The organism is Citrobacter telavivensis, from assembly GCF_041807075.1.
GTDB classification, from domain to species: Bacteria; Pseudomonadota; Gammaproteobacteria; order Enterobacterales; family Enterobacteriaceae; genus Citrobacter_A; species Citrobacter_A telavivensis.
Map to the genome: position 1 here is coordinate 2,068,168 of NZ_JBGUBF010000001.1, position 20,646 is coordinate 2,088,813.

General features: G+C 55.0%; 13 protein-coding genes. 12 read left to right on the forward strand and 1 reads right to left on the reverse strand.

Going from position 1 to position 20,646, the window contains the following annotated elements:
* The first annotated feature begins 58 nt into the window (after positions 1 to 58).
* Positions 59 to 1,411: a molecular chaperone gene (gene yegD, locus ACERJC_RS09925; RefSeq protein ID WP_373671566.1), complete on the forward strand. Its 1,353-nt coding sequence runs from the start codon at positions 59 to 61 to the stop codon at positions 1,409 to 1,411.
* A gap of 98 nt (positions 1,412 to 1,509) precedes the next feature.
* On the opposite strand, the gene ACERJC_RS09930 is transcribed toward yegD, so the two are convergent.
* Positions 1,510 to 1,623: a type I toxin-antitoxin system Ibs family toxin gene (locus ACERJC_RS09930; protein ID WP_152403671.1), complete on the reverse strand. Its 114-nt coding sequence runs from the start codon at positions 1,621 to 1,623 to the stop codon at positions 1,510 to 1,512.
* Positions 1,624 to 1,847: 224 nt separating this feature from the next.
* On the opposite strand from ACERJC_RS09930, the gene ACERJC_RS09935 reads away from it, so the two are divergent.
* From ACERJC_RS09935 to ACERJC_RS09985, 11 genes are all read left to right on the forward strand, one after another.
* On the forward strand, positions 1,848 to 3,095 hold the full coding sequence (locus tag ACERJC_RS09935) for an MdtA/MuxA family multidrug efflux RND transporter periplasmic adaptor subunit (RefSeq protein WP_286633666.1): 1,248 nt from the start codon (positions 1,848 to 1,850) through the stop codon (positions 3,093 to 3,095).
* Positions 3,095 to 6,217: a multidrug efflux RND transporter permease subunit MdtB gene (gene mdtB / locus ACERJC_RS09940; RefSeq protein ID WP_373671567.1), complete on the forward strand. Its 3,123-nt coding sequence runs from the start codon at positions 3,095 to 3,097 to the stop codon at positions 6,215 to 6,217. The genes ACERJC_RS09935 and mdtB overlap by 1 nt, the downstream gene beginning before the upstream one ends.
* A complete protein-coding gene (gene mdtC / locus ACERJC_RS09945) occupies positions 6,218 to 9,298 on the forward strand; it encodes a multidrug efflux RND transporter permease subunit MdtC (RefSeq protein WP_373671568.1) in 3,081 nt (1,026 codons plus the stop codon). It begins immediately after the preceding gene.
* A complete protein-coding gene (locus tag ACERJC_RS09950) occupies positions 9,295 to 10,707 on the forward strand; it encodes an MFS transporter (protein ID WP_152403663.1) in 1,413 nt (470 codons plus the stop codon). The genes mdtC and ACERJC_RS09950 overlap by 4 nt, the downstream gene beginning before the upstream one ends.
* Positions 10,707 to 12,110 carry an envelope stress sensor histidine kinase BaeS gene (gene baeS / locus ACERJC_RS09955; protein ID WP_373671569.1) on the forward strand — a complete coding sequence of 468 codons (1,404 nt, stop codon included), beginning with the start codon at positions 10,707 to 10,709 and terminating at the stop codon, positions 12,108 to 12,110. The genes ACERJC_RS09950 and baeS overlap by 1 nt, the downstream gene beginning before the upstream one ends.
* Positions 12,107 to 12,829, forward strand: a complete 723-nt coding sequence (gene baeR / locus ACERJC_RS09960; RefSeq protein ID WP_152403659.1) for an envelope stress response regulator BaeR — start codon at positions 12,107 to 12,109, stop codon at positions 12,827 to 12,829. The genes baeS and baeR overlap by 4 nt, the downstream gene beginning before the upstream one ends.
* A 167-nt stretch (positions 12,830 to 12,996) precedes the next feature.
* Positions 12,997 to 14,358 (forward strand): prephenate-dependent tRNA uridine(34) hydroxylase TrhP, encoded by a 1,362-nt coding sequence (gene trhP, locus ACERJC_RS09965; RefSeq protein ID WP_152403657.1) that lies wholly within the window; start codon positions 12,997 to 12,999, stop codon positions 14,356 to 14,358.
* Positions 14,359 to 14,755: 397 nt separating this feature from the next.
* A complete protein-coding gene (yegS, locus tag ACERJC_RS09970) occupies positions 14,756 to 15,655 on the forward strand; it encodes a lipid kinase YegS (protein WP_373671570.1) in 900 nt (299 codons plus the stop codon).
* A 499-nt stretch (positions 15,656 to 16,154) separates the two neighbouring features.
* Positions 16,155 to 18,113, forward strand: a complete 1,959-nt coding sequence (locus ACERJC_RS09975) for a type VI secretion system Vgr family protein (RefSeq protein ID WP_373671571.1) — start codon at positions 16,155 to 16,157, stop codon at positions 18,111 to 18,113.
* The gene (locus ACERJC_RS09980) at positions 18,113 to 18,946 is read left to right on the forward strand and encodes a DUF4123 domain-containing protein (protein WP_373671572.1); all 834 of its coding nucleotides are present in this window, start codon (positions 18,113 to 18,115) and stop codon (positions 18,944 to 18,946) included. The genes ACERJC_RS09975 and ACERJC_RS09980 overlap by 1 nt, the downstream gene beginning before the upstream one ends.
* A 22-nt stretch (positions 18,947 to 18,968) precedes the next feature.
* Entirely contained in the window at positions 18,969 to 20,597 is a 1,629-nt protein-coding gene (locus tag ACERJC_RS09985) for a hypothetical protein (RefSeq protein WP_373671573.1), read from the forward strand.
* Positions 20,598 to 20,646: the final 49 nt, after the last annotated feature.

The following is a 20,646-nucleotide window of genomic DNA, read 5'->3' on the forward strand; positions in this document are numbered from 1 at the left end:
CGACGACGACATTTCGCTAAAGTCACGCCCCTTCTTCACTGGCATGGGGATTTCTAAGGTGTTTATTGGATTTGATTACGGTACCGCTAACTGCTCTGTCGCCGTCATGCGCGACGGCAAGCCGCAACTGCTGAAAATGGAAAACGGCAGCACGCTGCTGCCCTCCATGCTTTGCGCGCCGACGCGTGAATCGGTGAGCGAATGGCTCTACCGCCATCATGATGTGCCGACACCGGACAATGAAACGCAGGCGCTGCTGCGCCGGGCCATTCGTTTTAATCGCGACGAGGACATTGACGTTCACGCCAGCAGCGTACAGTTTGGCCTGTCATCGCTTGGGCACTATATTGACGACCCGGAAGAGGTGTACTTTGTTAAATCGCCGAAATCCTTCCTCGGCGCCAGCGGGCTGAAGCCGCAGCAGGTCGCGCTGTTTGAAGATTTAGTCTGCGCAATGATGCTGCATATCCGTCAACAGGCGCAAAACCAGCTCCCTGAAACCATCACCCAGGCGGTCATTGGACGTCCTATTAACTTCCAGGGATTAGGCGGCGATGAAGCAAACCGCCAGGCGCAGGGCATTCTGGAGCGTGCGGCAAAACGAGCCGGATTCCAGGATGTCGTTTTCCAGTATGAGCCCGTCGCGGCGGGGCTGGACTACGAAGCGACATTGCAGGAGGAAAAACGCGTCCTGGTGGTAGACATCGGCGGTGGTACCACCGACTGTTCGCTATTGCTGATGGGGCCGCAGTGGCATCACCGCGCCGACCGCGAGTCCAGCCTGCTCGGGCACAGCGGCTGTCGTGTTGGCGGGAACGATCTGGATATCGCGCTGGCGTTTAAACACCTGATGCCGCTGCTCGGAATGGGAGGCGAAACGGAAAAAGGGATCGCCCTGCCAGTACTGCCCTGGTGGAATGCGGTGGCTATCAACGATGTTCCGGCGCAAAGTGATTTCTACAGCAGCGCCACGGGCCGCCTGCTGAACGACCTGGTGCGCGATGCCCGCGAACCGGAACAGGTGGCGCTGCTGCTGAAAGTCTGGCGTCAGCGTCTCGGCTATCGTCTGGTTCGCCGCGCTGAAGAAGGCAAAATTGCACTGTCCGCCCAGCCCGAGATAAACGCAACGCTCCCGTTTATCCGTGACGATCTGGCGACCGTTATTAGTCAACAGGGACTGGAGAGCGCGCTGGAGCAGCCGCTCACCCGAATTCTGGAACAGGTGCAACTGGCGCTGGATAACGCCCAGGAAAAACCGGAGGTCATCTATCTGACCGGCGGTAGCGCCCGCTCGCCGCTGATCAAAAAAGCGCTGACCGCCAAACTGCCGGGCATTCCCGTTGCCGGAGGCGATGACTTCGGTTCCGTCACCGCCGGTCTGGCCCGCTGGGCTGAGGTGGTATTCCGCTAAACGCCTCGCATGCTGAATGCGGATGGATTGACATTCCTGTTTGTGTGGCTTAACGTCAGGAGTGAGGGCAAGGGAGGGTTACCCCTCCCCCTGGTGTCTTAGTAAGTGTGGAAACTGATCACTAAGAGTATCACCAGTATGATGACTAGCCTCATCATAACCCTTTCCTTATTTTGGCCCCTTCCTCGGGAGGGGCTTTCCCGTTCCAGCATCCTGCTGAAATCCGTGGCTTACCTCCTTTTTGCCGTGCCGCCACTGTAGCGCACAATTTTACATACGTTTTATTCGACGATGATTGCTGCGTAGCGCCTCGCAAAGCGCGCCGCCATTCGGATGAATCCGTACCGGGTTTCATAATTCCTCCATTTTTCTCCCTTGATGGCTGACTAAACTAGTATCATTCCGTGAAACGTTTCAGGATGAGAAACTCATAACGATGAAAGGCAGTAACAAATCCCGCTGGACGATCGCCATCGTAGTGGTCATCGCCGCCATCGCCGCATTCTGGTTCTGGCAGAACCGTAGTGAACCGCAGAGCACAGCGCCCGGCGCAACCGGGCAAGCGAAGCCAACGGCTGGCGCAGGTCGTCGCGGCATGCGCTCGGGCCCACTCGCGCCGGTTCAGGCCGCGACCGCCACGGAGCAGGCTGTTCCACGCTATCTCACCGGACTGGGCACGATTACCGCTGCCAACACCGTCACCGTGCGTAGCCGCGTGGATGGACAACTGCTGGCGCTTCATTTTCAGGAAGGACAACAGGTTAAAGCCGGTGACCTGCTGGCGGAGATCGATCCCAGCCAGTTTAAAGTGGCGCTGGCACAGGCGCAGGGCGTCCTGGCGAAAGACAAAGCCACCCTCGCCAACGCGCGGCGCGATCTGGCCCGTTACCAACAACTGGTCAAAAGCAATTTAGTCTCCCGCCAGGAGCTGGATGCCCAGCAGGCGCTGGTGAGCGAATCCGAGGGCACGATTAAGGCCGATGAGGCCAGCGTCGCCAGCGCGCAACTGCAACTCGACTGGAGCCGCATCACCGCGCCGGTCGATGGTCGTGTCGGTCTGAAACAGGTCGATGTCGGCAATCAGATTTCCAGCGGTGATACCACCGGCATTGTGGTGATCACCCAGACGCATCCCATCGATCTGGTGTTCACCCTGCCAGAAAGCGATATCGCCACCGTGGTACAGGCACAAAAAAGCGGACAGCCGCTGGTGGTTGAAGCCTGGGATCGGACCAACTCGAAAAAGCTCAGCGCGGGTGTGCTGCTGAGTCTGGATAACCAGATCGATGCCACCACCGGAACGATTAAAGTGAAGGCTCGCTTTGATAATCAGGATGACGCGCTGTTCCCGAACCAGTTTGTCAATGCCCGGATGCTGGTCGACACTGAACAAAACGCCGTGGTGATCCCGACCGCCGCCCTGCAAATGGGCAACGAGGGTCACTTCGTCTGGGTGCTGAACGATGAAAATAAGGTCAGTAAGCATCTGGTTAAAACGGGCATTCAGGACAGCCAGAGGGTGGTGATCAGCGCCGGGATTTCGGCAGGCGACCGCGTCGTTACCGATGGGATTGACCGCCTGACGGAAGGGGCGAAGGTGGAAGTGGTGGAAGCACAGACCGCCACCACAACCGATGCAAAAGCCACCAGCCGCGACTACGGTAAGAAAGGAGCACGCTCCTGATGCAGGTGTTACCTCCGAGCAGCACAGGCGGCCCGTCGCGCCTGTTTATTATGCGTCCTGTCGCCACCACGCTGCTGATGGTGGCAATTCTTCTCGCCGGGATCATTGGCTATCGTTTCCTGCCCGTCTCTGCGCTGCCAGAGGTGGACTACCCCACCATTCAGGTGGTAACGCTGTATCCTGGCGCCAGCCCGGACGTGATGACCTCTGCGGTTACCGCGCCGCTGGAACGGCAGTTTGGTCAGATGTCTGGTCTGAAACAGATGTCGTCGCAAAGCTCCGGCGGCGCATCGGTGGTGACCCTCCAGTTCCAGTTGACTCTGCCGCTGGATGTGGCCGAGCAGGAAGTTCAGGCGGCCATTAACGCCGCCACCAATCTGCTGCCGAGCGACCTGCCAAACCCGCCGGTCTACAGTAAAGTCAACCCTGCCGATCCGCCGATCATGACGCTGGCGGTGACGTCCACCGCCATGCCAATGACTCAGGTGGAAGACATGGTAGAAACCCGCGTAGCGCAGAAGATCTCTCAGGTCTCCGGCGTCGGGTTAGTGACGCTCTCCGGCGGTCAACGCCCGGCGGTCCGCGTGAAGCTCAATGCGCAGGCCATTGCCGCGCTGGGCCTGACCAGCGAAACCGTCCGTACGGCGATTACCGGGGCGAACGTCAACTCCGCCAAAGGCAGCCTCGATGGCCCCACCCGGGCGGTCACGCTCTCGGCAAACGATCAGATGCAGTCCGCCGACGAATACCGCCAGCTTATCATTGCTTATCAAAACGGTGCGCCGGTTCGTCTTGGCGACGTCGCCACCGTTGAACAAGGGGCGGAAAACAGCTGGCTTGGCGCATGGGCAAACAAAGAACAGGCCATAGTGATGAACGTCCAGCGCCAGCCTGGCGCTAACATCATCTCAACGGCAGACAGCATTCATCAGATGCTGCCACAGCTCAAAGAGAGCCTGCCGAAGTCGGTGAACGTAACGGTACTGTCCGATCGCACCACCAATATCCGCGCCTCGGTGAGCGACACCCAGTTCGAGTTAATGCTGGCCATCGCGCTGGTCGTGATGATCATCTATCTGTTCCTGCGCAATATTCCCGCCACCATTATTCCTGGCGTCGCCGTCCCGCTGTCGCTGATCGGGACCTTTGCGGTGATGGTGTTTCTCGATTTCTCCATCAACAATCTGACGCTAATGGCGCTAACCATTGCCACTGGCTTTGTGGTGGATGATGCGATCGTGGTTATCGAAAACATTTCGCGTTACATCGAAAAAGGGGAAAAACCGCTGACGGCCGCGCTGAAAGGGGCTGGCGAAATCGGCTTTACCATTATTTCGTTAACCTTCTCGCTGATTGCGGTCCTGATCCCGCTATTGTTCATGGGCGATATTGTGGGGCGCCTGTTCCGCGAATTTGCCGTGACACTGGCGGTGGCGATTTTAATCTCCGCCGTGGTGTCGTTAACCCTGACGCCGATGATGTGCGCCAGAATGCTGAGCCAGGAGTCATTGCGTAAGCAAAACCGCTTCTCCCGCGCGTCGGAAAAAATGTTTGACCGCGTGATTGCGGGCTACGGACACTGGCTGGCGAAAGTGCTGAACCATCCGTGGCTGACGCTGAGCGTGGCGCTGGGCACCCTGCTGTTAAGCATCATGCTGTGGGTGTTTATTCCGAAAGGCTTCTTCCCTGTCCAGGATAACGGCATCATTCAGGGCACGCTACAGGCACCGCAGTCCAGCTCCTTTACCAGTATGGCCCAGCGCCAGCGCCAGGTGTCGGACGTGATTCTGAAAGATCCGGCGGTTGAGAGCCTGACCTCCTTTGTCGGCGTCGATGGTACCAACCCGTCGCTGAACAGCGCGCGTCTGCAAATCAACCTGAAGCCGCTCGACGAGCGTGACGACCGCGTCCAGAAAGTGATCGCCCGTTTGCAGGACGCGGTGGCAAGAGTGCCGGGCGTCGATCTGTATCTGCAACCGACGCAGGATCTGACGATTGATACCCAGGTGAGTCGCACGCAGTATCAGTTCACGCTACAGGCCACCTCGCTGGATGCCCTCAGCACGTGGGTGCCGCAGTTGATGGAAAAACTGCAGGCGTTACCGCAGCTTTCTGACGTCAGCAGCGACTGGCAGGACCAGGGCCTGGTAGCGTATGTGAATGTCGATCGCGACAGCGCCAGTCGGCTGGGGATCAGCATGGCGGATGTCGATAACGCGCTGTATAACGCCTTCGGTCAGCGCCTGATTTCCACTATCTACACCCAGGCGAATCAGTATCGCGTGGTGCTGGAACACGATACCGAAAACACGCCTGGGCTGGCGGCGCTGGATTCAATCCGTCTGACCAGCAGCGACGGCGGCATGGTACCGCTCAGCGCCATCGCTAAAGTAGAGCAGCGCTTTGCGCCGCTCTCAGTCAATCATCTGGATCAGTTCCCGGTCACCACCATCTCGTTTAACGTCCCGGACGGTTATTCGCTGGGTGATGCGGTCCAGTCGATTCTGGACGCCGAAAAAACGCTGAATCTGCCGGTAGATATCACCACTCAGTTCCAGGGCAGCACCCTCGCCTTCCAGGCAGCGCTAAGCAGCACTATCTGGCTGATTGTTGCGGCGGTGGTGGCGATGTATATCGTGCTCGGCGTGCTGTATGAAAGCTTTATTCATCCGATCACCATTCTCTCAACGCTGCCCACGGCGGGAGTCGGGGCGCTGCTGGCGCTGATGATTGCCGGTAGCGAACTGGGCGTTATCGCCATCATCGGCATTATTTTGCTGATCGGCATCGTGAAGAAGAACGCCATCATGATGATCGACTTTGCCCTTGCCGCTGAGCGCGAACAGGGGATGGCGCCGCGCGAAGCGATTTTCCAGGCCTGTCTGCTGCGCTTTCGTCCGATCCTGATGACCACACTGGCGGCACTGCTGGGCGCCCTGCCGCTGATGCTGAGTACGGGTGTGGGGGCGGAACTGCGCCGTCCGCTGGGGATCGGCATGGTAGGCGGCTTACTGGTCAGCCAGGTTCTGACGCTTTTCACCACCCCGGTTATCTATCTGCTGTTTGACCGCCTGTCGCTGTATATGAAAAACCGCTTCTCTCACCGGAAAGAGGAGGCGTAAATGAGGTTTTTCGCCCTCTTCATTTACCGTCCGGTGGCGACGATTTTAATCTCCCTCGCCATCACCCTGTGCGGCGTGCTGGGCTTTAGACTGTTGCCCGTCGCCCCGCTGCCGCAGGTCGATTTTCCGGTGATCATGGTCAGCGCGTCGCTGCCGGGTGCCTCACCAGAGACGATGGCGTCATCCGTAGCCACGCCGCTGGAGCGCTCGCTGGGCCGCATTGCCGGGGTCAGTGAGATGACCTCGAGCAGTTCGCTGGGCAGCACGCGCATCATTCTGCAGTTTAACTTCGATCGCGATATCAACGGCGCGGCGCGGGATGTACAAGCGGCGATTAACGCTGCGCAAAGTCTGCTGCCAAGCGGGATGCCAAGCCGTCCCACCTACCGCAAGGCGAACCCGTCCGACGCGCCGATTATGATTCTGACGCTGACATCAGAAACGTATTCACAGGGTGAGCTGTACGACTTCGCCTCAACCCAACTGGCGCAGACCATCGCGCAAATCGATGGCGTCGGCGATGTTGATGTGGGGGGGAGTTCGCTGCCCGCCGTGCGCGTTGGGTTGAATCCGCAGGCGCTGTTTAACCAGGGCGTCTCGCTGGATGACGTGCGCACGACCATCAGCAACGCTAACGTGCGCAAGCCGCAGGGCGCGCTGGAAGATACCACGCATCGCTGGCAGATCCAGACCAATGACGAACTCAAAACGGCGGCGGAATATCAGCCTCTGATTATTCACTATAACAATGGCGGTGCCGTACGGCTGGGCGATGTCGCCACGGTGACGGATTCGGTGCAGGATGTACGCAACGCCGGGATGACCAACGCCAAACCGGCGATTTTGCTGATGATCCGCAAGCTGCCGGAAGCCAACATTATCCAGACGGTCGACAGCATCCGGGCCAGACTCCCGGAATTGCAGTCCACCATCCCGGCCTCGATTGATATGCAAATCGCCCAGGACCGCTCGCCAACCATCCGCGCTTCACTGGAAGAGGTCGAACAAACGCTGATCATTTCTGTGGCGCTGGTCATTCTGGTGGTCTTTTTATTCCTGCGCTCCGGACGCGCCACGCTGATCCCTGCCGTGGCGGTTCCGGTTTCGTTAATTGGCACCTTTGCCGCGATGTATCTGTGTGGGTTCAGCCTCAATAACCTGTCGCTGATGGCGCTAACCATCGCCACCGGATTTGTGGTCGATGATGCCATCGTGGTGCTGGAAAATATCTCGCGCCATCTGGAAGCCGGAATGAACCCCTTGCAGGCCGCGCTTCAGGGGACGCGTGAAGTCGGCTTTACCGTGCTGTCCATGAGCCTGTCGCTGGTCGCCGTGTTCCTGCCGTTACTGCTGATGGGCGGGCTGCCGGGGCGATTACTGCGTGAATTTGCCGTCACGCTGTCGGTGGCAATTGGTATTTCACTGCTGGTGTCGCTCACGCTCACCCCGATGATGTGCGGCTGGATGCTGAAATCCAGCCAGCCGCGGGAGCAGAAGCGGCTGCGCGGATTTGGCCGCATGCTGGTCGCGCTGCAACAGGGCTACGGTAAGTCGTTGAAATGGGTGCTCAACCATACGCGACTGGTCGGCGTGGTGCTACTCAGCACCATTGCGCTGAATATCTGGCTCTACATTTCGATCCCGAAAACTTTCTTCCCGGAGCAGGACACCGGCGTACTGATGGGCGGGATTCAGGCCGATCAGAGCATCTCGTTCCAGGCGATGCGCGGCAAGCTTCAGGACTTTATGAAGATCATTCGCGACGACCCGGCGGTGGATAATGTCACCGGATTTACCGGCGGCTCACGGGTCAACAGCGGGATGATGTTCATCACCCTTAAGTCCCGCGATGAACGTCGGGAGACCGCGCAACAGGTGATTGACCGCCTGCGGATGAAACTGGCAAAAGTGCCAGGCGCCAATCTGTTCCTGATGGCGGTACAGGATATTCGCGTCGGCGGACGCCAGTCCAATGCCAGCTACCAGTACACGCTGCTGTCAGACGATCTGGCCGCGCTGCGCGAATGGGAACCGAAGATTCGTAAAGCCTTAGCCGCTCTCCCCCAACTGGCGGACGTCAATTCCGATCAACAGGACAACGGGGCGGAGATGAATCTCATCTACGATCGTGAAACCATGTCGCGACTGGGCATTGACGTGCAAGCGGCTAACAGCCTGTTGAACAACGCCTTTGGTCAGCGGCAAATCTCCACCATCTATCAGCCGATGAACCAGTATAAAGTGGTGATGGAAGTCGATCCACGCTACACCCAGGACATCAGCGCGCTGGAGAAAATGTACGTCATTAACAGCGACGGCAAAGCGATTCCGCTCTCCTGGTTTGCCAAATGGCAACCGGCGAACGCGCCGCTGTCGGTGAATCATCAGGGCCTGTCGGCGGCGTCCACCGTATCCTTCAACCTGCCAACGGGATCCTCGCTGTCAGAAGCCAGTGATGCCATTCATCGGGCGATGACCCAGCTTGGCGTACCGTCCACCGTGCGCGGCAGTTTTGCCGGTACCGCGCAGGTTTTCCAGGAAACGATGAATTCCCAGGTTATCCTGATCATTGCCGCGATTGCCACGGTCTATATTGTGCTCGGCATGTTGTATGAAAGTTACGTTCATCCGCTGACCATCCTCTCCACCCTTCCCTCGGCTGGGGTGGGCGCGCTGCTGGCGCTGGAGATTTTCGATGCCCCGTTCAGCCTAATCGCCCTGATAGGGATCATGCTATTAATTGGCATCGTGAAGAAAAACGCCATCATGATGGTCGATTTTGCGCTGGAAGCGCAAAGGCATGGCAACCTCACCCCGGAGCAGGCGATTTTCCAGGCCTGTCTGCTGCGTTTTCGTCCGATTATGATGACCACGCTGGCCGCGCTGTTTGGCGCGCTGCCGCTGGTGCTTTCCGGCGGCGACGGTTCTGAACTACGCCAGCCGCTGGGGATTACCATCGTCGGCGGTCTGGTGATGAGCCAGTTGTTAACGCTTTACACCACTCCAGTGGTGTACCTCTTTTTCGACCGTCTGCGGCTGCGTTTTTCGCGTAAACACCGTAAACCGATAACAGAGACATGACAGAACTTCCCAACAGCACCCGCTGGCAACTGTGGATTGTGGCATTCGGCTTTTTTATGCAGTCGCTGGATACCACCATCGTCAATACCGCGCTTCCCTCGATGGCAAAAAGCCTCGGGGAAAGCCCGTTGCATATGCACATGGTCGTGGTCTCGTATGTGCTGACCGTGGCGGTCATGCTCCCTGCCAGCGGTTGGCTGGCGGACAAAATCGGCGTGCGGAACATTTTCTTCACCGCCATTGTGCTGTTTACCCTGGGCTCGCTGTTCTGCGCGGGCTCCAGCACGCTGAATGAACTGGTCATGGCGCGGGTGTTGCAAGGCATCGGCGGAGCCATGATGGTGCCGGTCGGTAGGCTGACGGTGATGAAAATTGTCCCGCGTGAGCAGTACATGGCGGCGATGACGTTTGTCACACTGCCGGGCCAGATTGGTCCGCTGCTCGGCCCGGCACTGGGCGGGATCCTCGTGGAATACGCCTCCTGGCACTGGATTTTCCTGATCAATCTCCCGGTCGGAATCATTGGTGCTATCGCCACGCTGATGCTGATGCCCAACTACACCATGCAAACCCGGCGCTTTGACCTCTCGGGTTTTCTGCTGCTGGCGGCAGGGATGGCGGTCCTGACCATCGCGCTGGACGGCAGCAAGGGAATGGGGATTTCGCCACTCGCCCTCGGCGCGCTGGTGGCGTGCGGTGTGGCGGCCATTTTATTCTATTTGGTACATGCCAAAGGTAATCCGCGGGCGCTGTTCAGCCTCCACCTGTTTCGCACGCCGACCTTCTCGCTGGGGCTGTTCGGCAGTTTCGCCGGGCGCGTCGGCAGCGGCATGTTGCCCTTTATGACGCCGGTCTTTTTGCAAATCGGTCTTGGCTTCTCCCCGTTTCACGCCGGGTTGATGATGATCCCCATGGTGCTCGGCAGTATGGGCATGAAACGGATTGTCGTGCAGGTGGTTAACCGCTTTGGCTATCGGCGGGTGCTGGTGACCACCACGCTTGGGCTATCGGTGGTCACCCTGCTGTTTATGTCCACCGCCCTGCTTGGCTGGTATTACCTGCTGCCGCTGGTGCTGTTTGTTCAGGGCATGGTTAACTCGACGCGTTTCTCCTCCATGAACACCCTGACCCTGAAAGATCTGCCGGATGAGTTGGCCAGCAGCGGGAACAGCCTGTTGTCGATGATTATGCAGCTCTCGATGAGTATCGGCGTTACCGTCGCCGGGTTGCTGCTGGGGATGTTCGGGCAGCAGCACATGACGGTCGATAGCGGAACATCCCATACCGTCTTTATGTACACCTGGCTGTGTATGGCTTTTATCATCGCCTTACCTGCCGTGATCTTTGCTCGCGTCCCGAATGATACCCACAAAAATGTCGTCATTGCGCGACGTAAAAGGAGAACCTGATGAAGCTCTGGCGACCCGGTATTACCGGCAAACTGTTTCTGGCGATTTTCGCCACCTGCATCGTACTGTTGATCAGTATGCATTGGGCGGTGCGCATCAGCTTCGAGCGAGGGTTCATTGATTACATTAAGAACGGCAACGAACAGCGCCTGACCATGCTCAGCGACGCGTTGGGCGAACAGTACCAGTTGCACGGCAACTGGCGCTTTCTGCGCAATAATGAACGCTTTGTGTTCCAGATCCTCCGCTCATTTGAACATGACAACGACGATGACAAACAGGGGCCCGGTATGCCGCCGCACGGCTGGCGTACGCAGTTCTGGGTGGTGGACCAGGATGCCCATGTGATGGTCGGCCCGCGCGGCCCGGTTCCCAAAGACGGCACGCGGCGTCCCATTCTGGTGAACGGCCTTGAGGTCGGCGCGGTGATCGCCTCCCCCGTCGAACGCCTGACGCGTAACACCGACATCAATTTCGATAGACAGCAGCGGCGTACCAGTTGGCTTATCGTCGCGCTCTCGACGTTGCTGGCGGCGCTGGCAACCTTTCCACTCGCGCGCGGACTGCTGGCCCCGGTCAAACGTCTGGTTGAAGGCACGCACAAACTGGCTGCGGGGGATTTCACCACCCGTGTGACCGCCACCAGCGCCGATGAACTGGGCAAACTGGCGCAGGACTTCAACCAGCTCGCCAGTACGCTGGAAAAGAATCAGCAGATGCGTCGTGACTTTATGGCCGATATCTCGCACGAGCTGCGCACACCGCTGGCGGTCCTGCGCGGTGAACTGGAGGCGATTCAGGATGGGGTGCGAAAATTCACGCCGGAATCGGTAGCCTCGTTACAGGCAGAAGTGGGTACGCTGACCAAACTGGTCGACGATTTGCACCAGCTTTCGATGTCTGACGAAGGCGCGCTGGCCTATCAAAAAACCTCCGTCGATTTAATCCCGCTACTGGAAGTGGCTGGTGGCGCATTCCGTGAACGTTTTGCCAGTCGTGGGCTGACGTTAGAGTTTTCCCTGCCCGATAGCGTGACCGTGTTCGGCGATCGCGATCGCCTGATGCAGCTATTCAACAACCTGCTGGAAAACAGCCTTCGTTACACAGACAGCGGCGGCGGATTGCGCATCAGCGCAGAACAGCGAGACAAACGCGTCCTGATCACCTTTGCCGACTCCGCGCCGGGGGTCAGTGACGATCAGCTTCAGAGACTGTTTGAGCGATTCTACCGCACCGAAGGTTCACGCAACCGCGCCAGCGGAGGCTCCGGTCTGGGGCTGGCAATTTGCGTCAACATCGTCGACGCACATAATGGTCACATCCACGCAGCCCATTCGCCTTTTGGCGGGGTTAGCATTACAGTAGAGTTACCGCTGGAACGCGATTTACAGAGAGACGTATGACTGAGTTACCCATTGATGAAAACACACCACGCATCCTGATTGTGGAAGATGAACCCAAGCTGGGACAGTTACTTATCGACTATCTGCGTGCCGCAAGCTATGCCCCGACGCTGATTAGCCATGGCGATCGGGTTCTGCCTTATGTGCGCCAGACCCCGCCGGATCTGATCCTGCTGGACCTGATGCTGCCGGGTACCGACGGCCTGACCCTGTGTCGAGAGATCCGCCGCTTCTCCGAAGTGCCTATTGTGATGGTCACCGCCAAAATTGAGGAGATAGACCGCCTGCTGGGGCTCGAAATCGGCGCGGATGATTATATCTGCAAGCCTTACAGTCCGCGTGAAGTGGTCGCCCGCGTGAAGACCATTCTGCGCCGCTGCAAGCCACAGCGTGAACTGCAGCAACTGGACGCTGAAAGCCCGCTTGTCGTCGATGAAAGCCGCTTCCAGGCCTCCTGGCGCGGTAAAATGCTTGACCTGACGCCTGCGGAATTCCGCTTGCTCAAAACCCTGTCTCACGAGCCGGGAAAAGTGTTTTCCCGCGAACAGTTGCTGAATCATCTCTACGATGATTACCGCGTGGTGACGGATCGCACCATCGACAGCCACATCAAAAACCTGCGTCGCAAGCTGGAAGCGCTCGACGAAGAGCAGTCATTTATCCGCGCGGTGTATGGCGTCGGGTATCGCTGGGAAGCGGACGCATGCCGGATTGCCTGAGGCTGTAGCACAAATTGCGGCCCGATAACGCAACACTTATCGGGCCAGGCGTTTTCCTTTACCTCCCTGCCCCGCAGCGCTACAATGCCCGCCCTTAAAGTGAGGACTCTCCTCTAGCCGCTTCATCAGGTGAAGCGGATCTGACCTGTCATCAGAACGAGAAAATTATGTTTAAACCGGAACTCCTTTCCCCGGCGGGAACGCTGAAAAATATGCGTTACGCTTTCGCCTATGGCGCAGATGCCGTCTATGCGGGCCAGCCACGTTACTCTCTGCGCGTGCGCAATAACGAATTCAATCACGAGAATCTGCAGCTCGGCATTAATGAAGCCCATGAGCTGGGTAAAAAATTCTACGTGGTAGTGAATATCGCGCCACATAACGCGAAGCTGAAAACCTTTATCCGCGATTTGAAGCCGGTGGTGGAAATGGGTCCGGATGCTCTGATCATGTCTGACCCGGGGCTCATCATGCTGGTGCGTGAAAACTTCCCGGAGATGCCGATTCATCTCTCCGTCCAGGCCAACGCCGTTAACTGGGCCACGGTAAAATTCTGGCACTCGATGGGACTGACCCGCGTGATTCTGTCTCGCGAGCTGTCGCTGGAAGAGATTGAAGAGATCCGCAATCAGGTGCCGGAGATGGAGATTGAGATCTTCGTTCACGGCGCGCTGTGCATGGCCTACTCTGGCCGCTGCCTGCTCTCTGGCTATATCAATAAGCGCGACCCAAACCAGGGCACCTGCACCAATGCCTGCCGTTGGGAATACAACGTGCAGGAAGGCAAAGAAGATGTGGTCGGTAACATCGTTCACAAATACGAGCCGATCCCGGTACAAAATGTGGAGCCGACGCTGGGTATCGGTGCGCCAACCGATAAAGTGTTTATGATTGAAGAGGCCCAGCGTCCGGGTGAATACATGACCGCGTTCGAAGACGAGCACGGCACCTACATCATGAACTCGAAAGATCTGCGCGCCATCGCCCACGTTGAACGCCTGACACAGATGGGCGTGCATTCGCTGAAAATCGAAGGCCGTACCAAATCCTTCTACTACTGCGCGCGTACCGCACAGGTTTATCGTAAAGCAATTGACGACGCCGCTGCCGGCAAACCGTTTGATCCACAGTTGCTGGAAACGCTGGAAGGCCTGGCGCATCGTGGCTACACCGAAGGTTTCCTGCGTCGCCACACCCATGACGATTATCAAAACTACGAATATGGTTACTCGGTTTCCGAGCGTCAGCAGTTCGTGGGCGAGTTTACCGGTGAGCGGAAAGGCGACCTCGCCGCCGTGGCGGTGAAGAACAAATTCTCCGTTGGCGACAGTCTGGAACTGATGACCCCGCAGGGCAACGTTAACTTCACGTTAGCGCAGATGGAAAACGCCAAAGGCGAGCCGATGCCGGTAGCACCTGGTGACGGTTATACCGTATGGATCCCTGTTCCGCAGGATCTGATGCTGGATTATGCGCTGTTAATGCGTAATTTCTCCGGCGAATCGACGCGTAATCCGCACGCCAAATAGTTAATCAGGGTTATTTTTTCACGCCAGGATGAATCTTAGAAACCGATCACATACCGCTTCGTTCTTTAAGGGTATTATCCATTTCGCTGAAAAACATAACCCATAAATGCTAGCTGTACCAGGAACCACCTCCTTAGCCTGCGTAATCTCCCTTACGCAGGCTTATTTTTTTTGCTGCCTGAATCGCGGTACTGATGCGTTGGCTGCACTCACTCCCCCTGGTCACATAGTAATTCTATGCTCCCAGGGATTCGTTCATTTGCCGCCTTTCTGTACCGCGATTTAGTTTGCAAAAATAGTATATTGTGTGCGTATTTTAGTCCTGTTCTGACCTCCTCCTTTCGTTTCTGCTATACACTTTCTTCAAGTCTTTCAAAAACAAACAGGCAAAAAAGGAATGGATCATTTCCCGTCCAGCGTATTGATTCTGAATGGTAAAAGTGCAGATAACCCCGTACTACGAGAAGCCATTGGGCTGCTCCGCGACGAAGGGGTTGAGATTCACGTTCGCGTCACCTGGGAAAAAGGCGATGCTGAACGTTATGTTGAAGAAGCCCGTCATCTGGGCGTTGAAACGGTGATCGCGGGCGGTGGTGACGGCACGATTAACGAGGTGTCGACAGCCCTGATTCACTGTGAGGGTCCCGATATTCCGGCACTCGGCATCCTGCCGCTGGGCACCGCCAACGATTTTGCCACCAGCGTTGGGATCCCTGTTGAGCTGGATAAGGCGCTGAAGCTGGCGATTGTCGGCAACGCCATTGAGATTGATATGGCGCAGGTCAACGATAAAACCTGTTTTATCAATATGGCCACCGGCGGCTTTGGCACACGTATCACCACTGAGACACCGGAAAAACTGAAAGCCGCGCTGGGCGGCGTGTCATACATCATTCACGGCCTGATGCGCATGGATACGCTTAAGCCAGATCGCTGCGAAATCCGTGGCGAAAACTTCCACTGGCAGGGTGACGCGCTGGTGATTGGAATTGGTAATGGACGTCAGGCTGGCGGCGGACAGCAGTTGTGCCCGAATGCGTTGATCAACGACGGTCTGCTGCAACTGCGGATTTTTACCGGTGAAGAGATCCTCCCCGCGCTGTTTTCCACCCTGAAACCGCAGGAGGAGAATCCCAATATCATCGATGGTGCCTCCGCCTGGTTTGCTATCCGGGCCCCACATGACATCACCTTTAATCTGGACGGCGAACCGTTGAGCGGACAGGAATTTCATATCGAAATTCTGCCCGCCGCCTTGCGGTGTCGGTTACCGCCGGATTGTCCTTTACTTCGCTGAAGTCATCGTAGACAGTCCTCTCCCTCAGTGGGAGAGGACTGTGTGACATCAGGCAATCGTCACTTTGCTATCGAGATAGACATCCTGCACGGCGTTGATCAGTTTCATGCCGCCCAGTGCAGTTGTGTATGGCTGAGAAAACAACCCAGCCCCCTGAAATAGATTTTAAAGTAATGGTTGCGTGGCAAAAAAAATAACAAATAAAAAGGCAATAAAGCAGGGACATCGTTAAATTCAATCACAAAATGAATATCAAAAAATAAAAACATCCAAACAAAAAATACAATGAACAATATGCAATCAGTGCTTAGTAAATATTCTGCATGTTGACTCACCCTATTGATATCAGTCAAAAAAAATAATGCAAAAAGGGAGTATTCCATTTCATGCAGTAACCATGCTTATCGTTTTTCCGGAATTACGCGATCGGGCCTGTTCTCCTCTCCGCCACGGTGTCGGTTCCCATAAGATAAGTTTTATCTGAACCAGGGAGGTATCAGTGTCTTTAAAAGGACTGCGTTTTACACTGGAAGTTGACGGTCTGATGGAAATGACCACCGCGGTGGTGAGTTTTCGTCTGGCTCAGCATTACTCAACCCCCTTCCGGCTTAAGGTGGATATCGCCAGCGGCCTTCCTGACCTGGTGGCGACCGACTTTCTCGAAAAAAATGCCGTACTGACTGTCTGGCAGGGCACCGTGGCGCAGCGTTATGTCAGTGGCATCGTCAGTGAAGTCACCCTGGGTGAAAATAACCACTGGCAGATGCGCTACCATCTCACCATCGTCCCTCCACTCTGGCGCGGTGGCCTGCGCCAGAACTTCCGCATCTTCCAGCAGCAGGATATCCGGACCATCTCCTCCACCCTGCTCACTGAAAATGGCGTCACCGGATGGACTCCTGTGTTCTATGAACCCCATCCTGCACGCGAGTTCTGCGTTCAGTACGGTGAAACCGACCTCGCATTCCTGACGCGACTATGGTCAGAGGAAGGTATCTTCTTTTTTGACTGGCACGCGCCGGAAGGGCCGGGGCAGAAGCTGGTGCTCTGCGACGATGTCGCCGGGGTGTCGTCGTCGGGAAAGATGCCGTTTAACCCGAACACCACGACCGGGGTCTCCACGGAATGCATCAGTCAGTTCCGCTATCAGGCGCAGATACGGCCTTCTTCCGTCGAGACCCAGGACTACACCTTCAAAACACCGGGCTGGCCTGGCTATTACAACCGCGACGGTGAAAACCTGAACGGCCAGCTCACGCAGTATGAAATCTTCGATTATCCGGGACGCTTCAAGGACGAGCAGCACGGGCAGGCTTTTGCCCGCTATCAGATGGACGGCTGGCGGAATAATGCAGAGACCGCGACAGGTTGCAGCAACTCCCCCCGGTTATGGCCGGGAAAACGCTTCACCCTGACCGGACATCCCTCTGACACGCTGAACCGGGAATGGCAGGTGGTGAGCAGCGTCCTGACGGGCGACCAGCCGCAGGCGCTGCACGGCAGTCAGGGTAAAGGCACCACGCTGTCTAACCAGTTCAGCATCATTCCGGCGGACAGAACCTGGCGCGTCCCTCCCCTGCCCAAGCCCTGCGTGGACGGCCCGCAGAGCGCCATCGTTACCGGCCCGGCGGGGGAAGAAATCTTCTGCGACGAGCATGGCCGGGTGCGGGTGCGTTTTCACTGGGACCGTTACAGTCCGGGGAACGAGGACAGCTCCTGCTGGGTGCGGGTGTCGCAGGCGTGGGCCGGAACCGGCTTCGGTAACCTGGCGATACCGCGTGTGGGCCAGGAAGTCATCGTGGACTTCCTCAACGGCGACCCGGACCAGCCGATAGTGATGGGCCGTACCTACCACCAGGATAACCGTTCACCGGGAAGTCTGCCGGGTACCAGAACCCAGATGACCATCCGGTCGAAGACCTACAAGGGCAGCGGGTTTAATGAGCTGCGTTTTGACGATGCGACAAACCAGGAAGAAGTTTATCTGCACGCACAGAAAAATATGCAGCTCATCGTACTGAACAGTAAGGATGAACGTGTCAACTATGACCGGACTGTCAGCATTGGTCATGATGAATCCCTGGTCGTAGCCAACGACAGGAAGGTGACGGTTGAAGGTAAACAGGACCACAAAACCACCAAAGACCATGTCAGCCTGACAGAGGGCAATCAGGGGCTGGAAGTGAAAGGTGATCTGGCACAGAAGATAAGCGGCGCACTGGGGATCAGTGTACAGGGTGATATTGTTTTGCAGAGCGACAGCAAAATCAGCCTGCGGGTGGGTAGTTCATTTGTGGTGATCCATTCCGGAGGTGTGGATATTAAGGGCGCAAAAATCAATCTTAATGGTGGCGGCAGTCCGGGAGACGTGATCCTGCCGATGCGTCCGGTGATCCTGAAAGCCGCAGCCGGGAGTGGTTCGATGTTCGTGTCGCATTGTCCGAAGGAGGAGCAGTAATGGACCTTACCCGGTATGCCATCGTTGATGGTGCTGTTGAGGAAGGATTGCTAGATTTTCTGAACGAGGTGAATCCCCCACACTGCTGTCTGTATGCAGAACCCATACAACCGGATCTGGTCGCGCTGGCCCCTTATCTCGTGGAAGTCGTTCCTGAACTTGAAGCATGGCTGAATGTTAAGGCGTCGCCGTGGGGAATATATCTGACTTCTGAGTCATCCATGCGTGAGTTACAGCAACACTTCAGACGTTATCTGTGGGTTATGATCCCCGAACAGGAGAAACCGGTTCTCATGCGATTTTATGATCCCCGGAATATATGGGTATTAACGGAAGTTCTGACACCCCGCCAGCATCTTTCTTTTATCAGACCCGTCAGACAGCTAAGTACCCGTTATGGTGAAGAATGTCGTGAAGATAATTTTTCTTCCGTCCGTCACCCTGAAACCATGAATATAAGGACAGAATGTCCATCACAACTGACTCTGAGTTACAGACAATATAGCCAACTGGAACGAAAGGCACGGGATAATTATCTTGATACATTATCCGCATTTATCGAAGAAAATGCAGAAAAAGAAGGATGGGATGATTCATCAAAAGCTGAATCATCCCAAATTCTGGCAGAAGATTATTTCTCTTTTTTCCAGTCATTAAATATAGAAGATGATCGTTCCGTCAGAATGATGACGCTGATATTTATGAAGGGAAACATCCGTGATACCAGAAGAATTCCTGATGAATGGCATTATTTACTCAGGGACCAGGCATACCCGGAGCATGTCCGGGTACAGAAACTGGCATTACGGGAACTAGGATTTATTCCACAATAAACAGCTAAATGGACGATAATATATGGTTTATCCATCTTCAACTGCCGGGAAGGCTTGTGCTGAATGTGGCATTCCTGACCCATGTGTTCTTGATGTCATTACAGATTTCCCTGCAAATAAGGAGAAACATACCTGGTCAAAGGAAGGTATGGTTCATTTTAATTTACTGGATAAAGGCTATGGTTGTGATGGTACGATTGCTATCGTGTGCCAGTGTATCCGGAGTGGGACGCATGAAGCATGGTTAGAAGAAGCGTCAGGAAACCATGATAATAAACTGAAAACTGATGGAAATACCAATAGTGTCTCGCTGCATTATAAAGGGCAGAAAGGTGAAACAAATGTTGTTGATGCTTTTCGTTCTCCGTGGGAATATCTGAGTTCGATAACCACACCACTGAATATTTTTGATGAACCAGCACATTATACGGTTATGATAGACGGCTGTTATGAATGTGGCCGTTATGTTGAAATTGATGTTTATCCTACAATTGAAATTCGATTTACCACTGGCCTTAGTTATGACATCATTTCGTCGAAACGTGAACGCACAGTCAAAGAACGTCGTGATGAACGAATAAAAGCAAGAGAGGCAATGGATAATACAAAGCCCCAAAATAAAAATAAACTCCGGGATGGATGGACGTCCTCTACTGAAGAATTTGAGTGGTCAAATAAAACGTCCTTAGCTGTTGAGTTCGGTGTGAAAGTAGGGAATGTTGAATATACACACAAATATGAAGAGGAAATAAAAAAATTACGACGGATAAAAACACTAGATCAGTTAAAACGGATTGATTCTCTGATTGAAAACATTAACAAATATTTTGCGCCAGATCCTGAGAATAAAGAGGATACACGCAAATACACGTTATTCAGTACCAAAATAGAACCCGTCAAACTGGGCATTTCATATGCCTATCAATATATAGATATTAAGGATGGCCCCTGTCATTTTTATGGCTTATTTGGGAAACCATTTCTGGAAGCGAAATTTAAATTTGATATTATTTCATTTATATGTGCATACTGTAAGGTTGAAACACTGGTAAACAGATGCCGCGAATATCTCAGTAAGCATGGAACTAGTGTTGAATGCTATATCGAAATTTCAGCGGGTATTAATCTCAACCTTGGTGCAGTCTATGCAGTAAAAGATAAGTCATGGGATTTTAATATCCCTAAAAAAAATCAGAGTTATCTGGGGTTAAAAGGTGCGGTAAGCGCAACGTTTGAGGCAGAAGTATTTGTTGTGCAACTGACGGCGAAGACGAGTGCTTCTATAGAGGCAAAAGCCGGAGTTGAATGCGATCCTCACGATAACGGACTGGATCTGGCGTTCTACCACGATGGTATTAAAGGCACATTCGAGTTTATGGCAGATATAAGTTATAAAACTGGAGGTGATGGTCAAAATGAAAAACAAAAATCGAAAACAGAAAATAAGATAAAAGAAGAATGGCAACTGTGCACACCCTTAAAGGCATTAGATTCACCAGTGCGAGTTAATTTATATGGCAAGCCTCGCCCAATAACCAGACCAAAGGTTACGCCGCCAAAACCGATAAAACTGTGGGCTATGGGAACTAACCCCGACTGGAGCAGTAATAGCGAGGATAATATTGGATATAACGGTATTCCTCATCCTTAAGTGGAGGTGGTGATGAAGATAAGATATTTGATATCGGTTGTTTTACTGT

What these genes read in the sequence shown, in the direction of transcription:
- mdtC (WP_373671568.1), top strand. Translation starts at nt 6,218, where the DNA reads ATGAGGTTTTTCGCCCTCTTCATTTACCGTCCGGTGGCGACGATTTTA.
- mdtB (WP_373671567.1), top strand. Translation starts at nt 3,095, where the DNA reads ATGCAGGTGTTACCTCCGAGCAGCACAGGCGGCCCGTCGCGCCTGTTT.
- ACERJC_RS09930 (WP_152403671.1), bottom strand. Translation starts at nt 1,623, where the DNA reads ATGCTGGAACGGGAAAGCCCCTCCCGAGGAAGGGGCCAAAATAAGGAA.
- ACERJC_RS09950 (WP_152403663.1), top strand. Translation starts at nt 9,295, where the DNA reads ATGACAGAACTTCCCAACAGCACCCGCTGGCAACTGTGGATTGTGGCA.
- ACERJC_RS09985 (WP_373671573.1), top strand. Translation starts at nt 18,969, where the DNA reads ATGGTTTATCCATCTTCAACTGCCGGGAAGGCTTGTGCTGAATGTGGC.
- baeS (WP_373671569.1), top strand. Translation starts at nt 10,707, where the DNA reads ATGAAGCTCTGGCGACCCGGTATTACCGGCAAACTGTTTCTGGCGATT.
- baeR (WP_152403659.1), top strand. Translation starts at nt 12,107, where the DNA reads ATGACTGAGTTACCCATTGATGAAAACACACCACGCATCCTGATTGTG.
- yegS (WP_373671570.1), top strand. Translation starts at nt 14,756, where the DNA reads ATGGATCATTTCCCGTCCAGCGTATTGATTCTGAATGGTAAAAGTGCA.
- ACERJC_RS09935 (WP_286633666.1), top strand. Translation starts at nt 1,848, where the DNA reads ATGAAAGGCAGTAACAAATCCCGCTGGACGATCGCCATCGTAGTGGTC.
- trhP (WP_152403657.1), top strand. Translation starts at nt 12,997, where the DNA reads ATGTTTAAACCGGAACTCCTTTCCCCGGCGGGAACGCTGAAAAATATG.
- ACERJC_RS09980 (WP_373671572.1), top strand. Translation starts at nt 18,113, where the DNA reads ATGGACCTTACCCGGTATGCCATCGTTGATGGTGCTGTTGAGGAAGGA.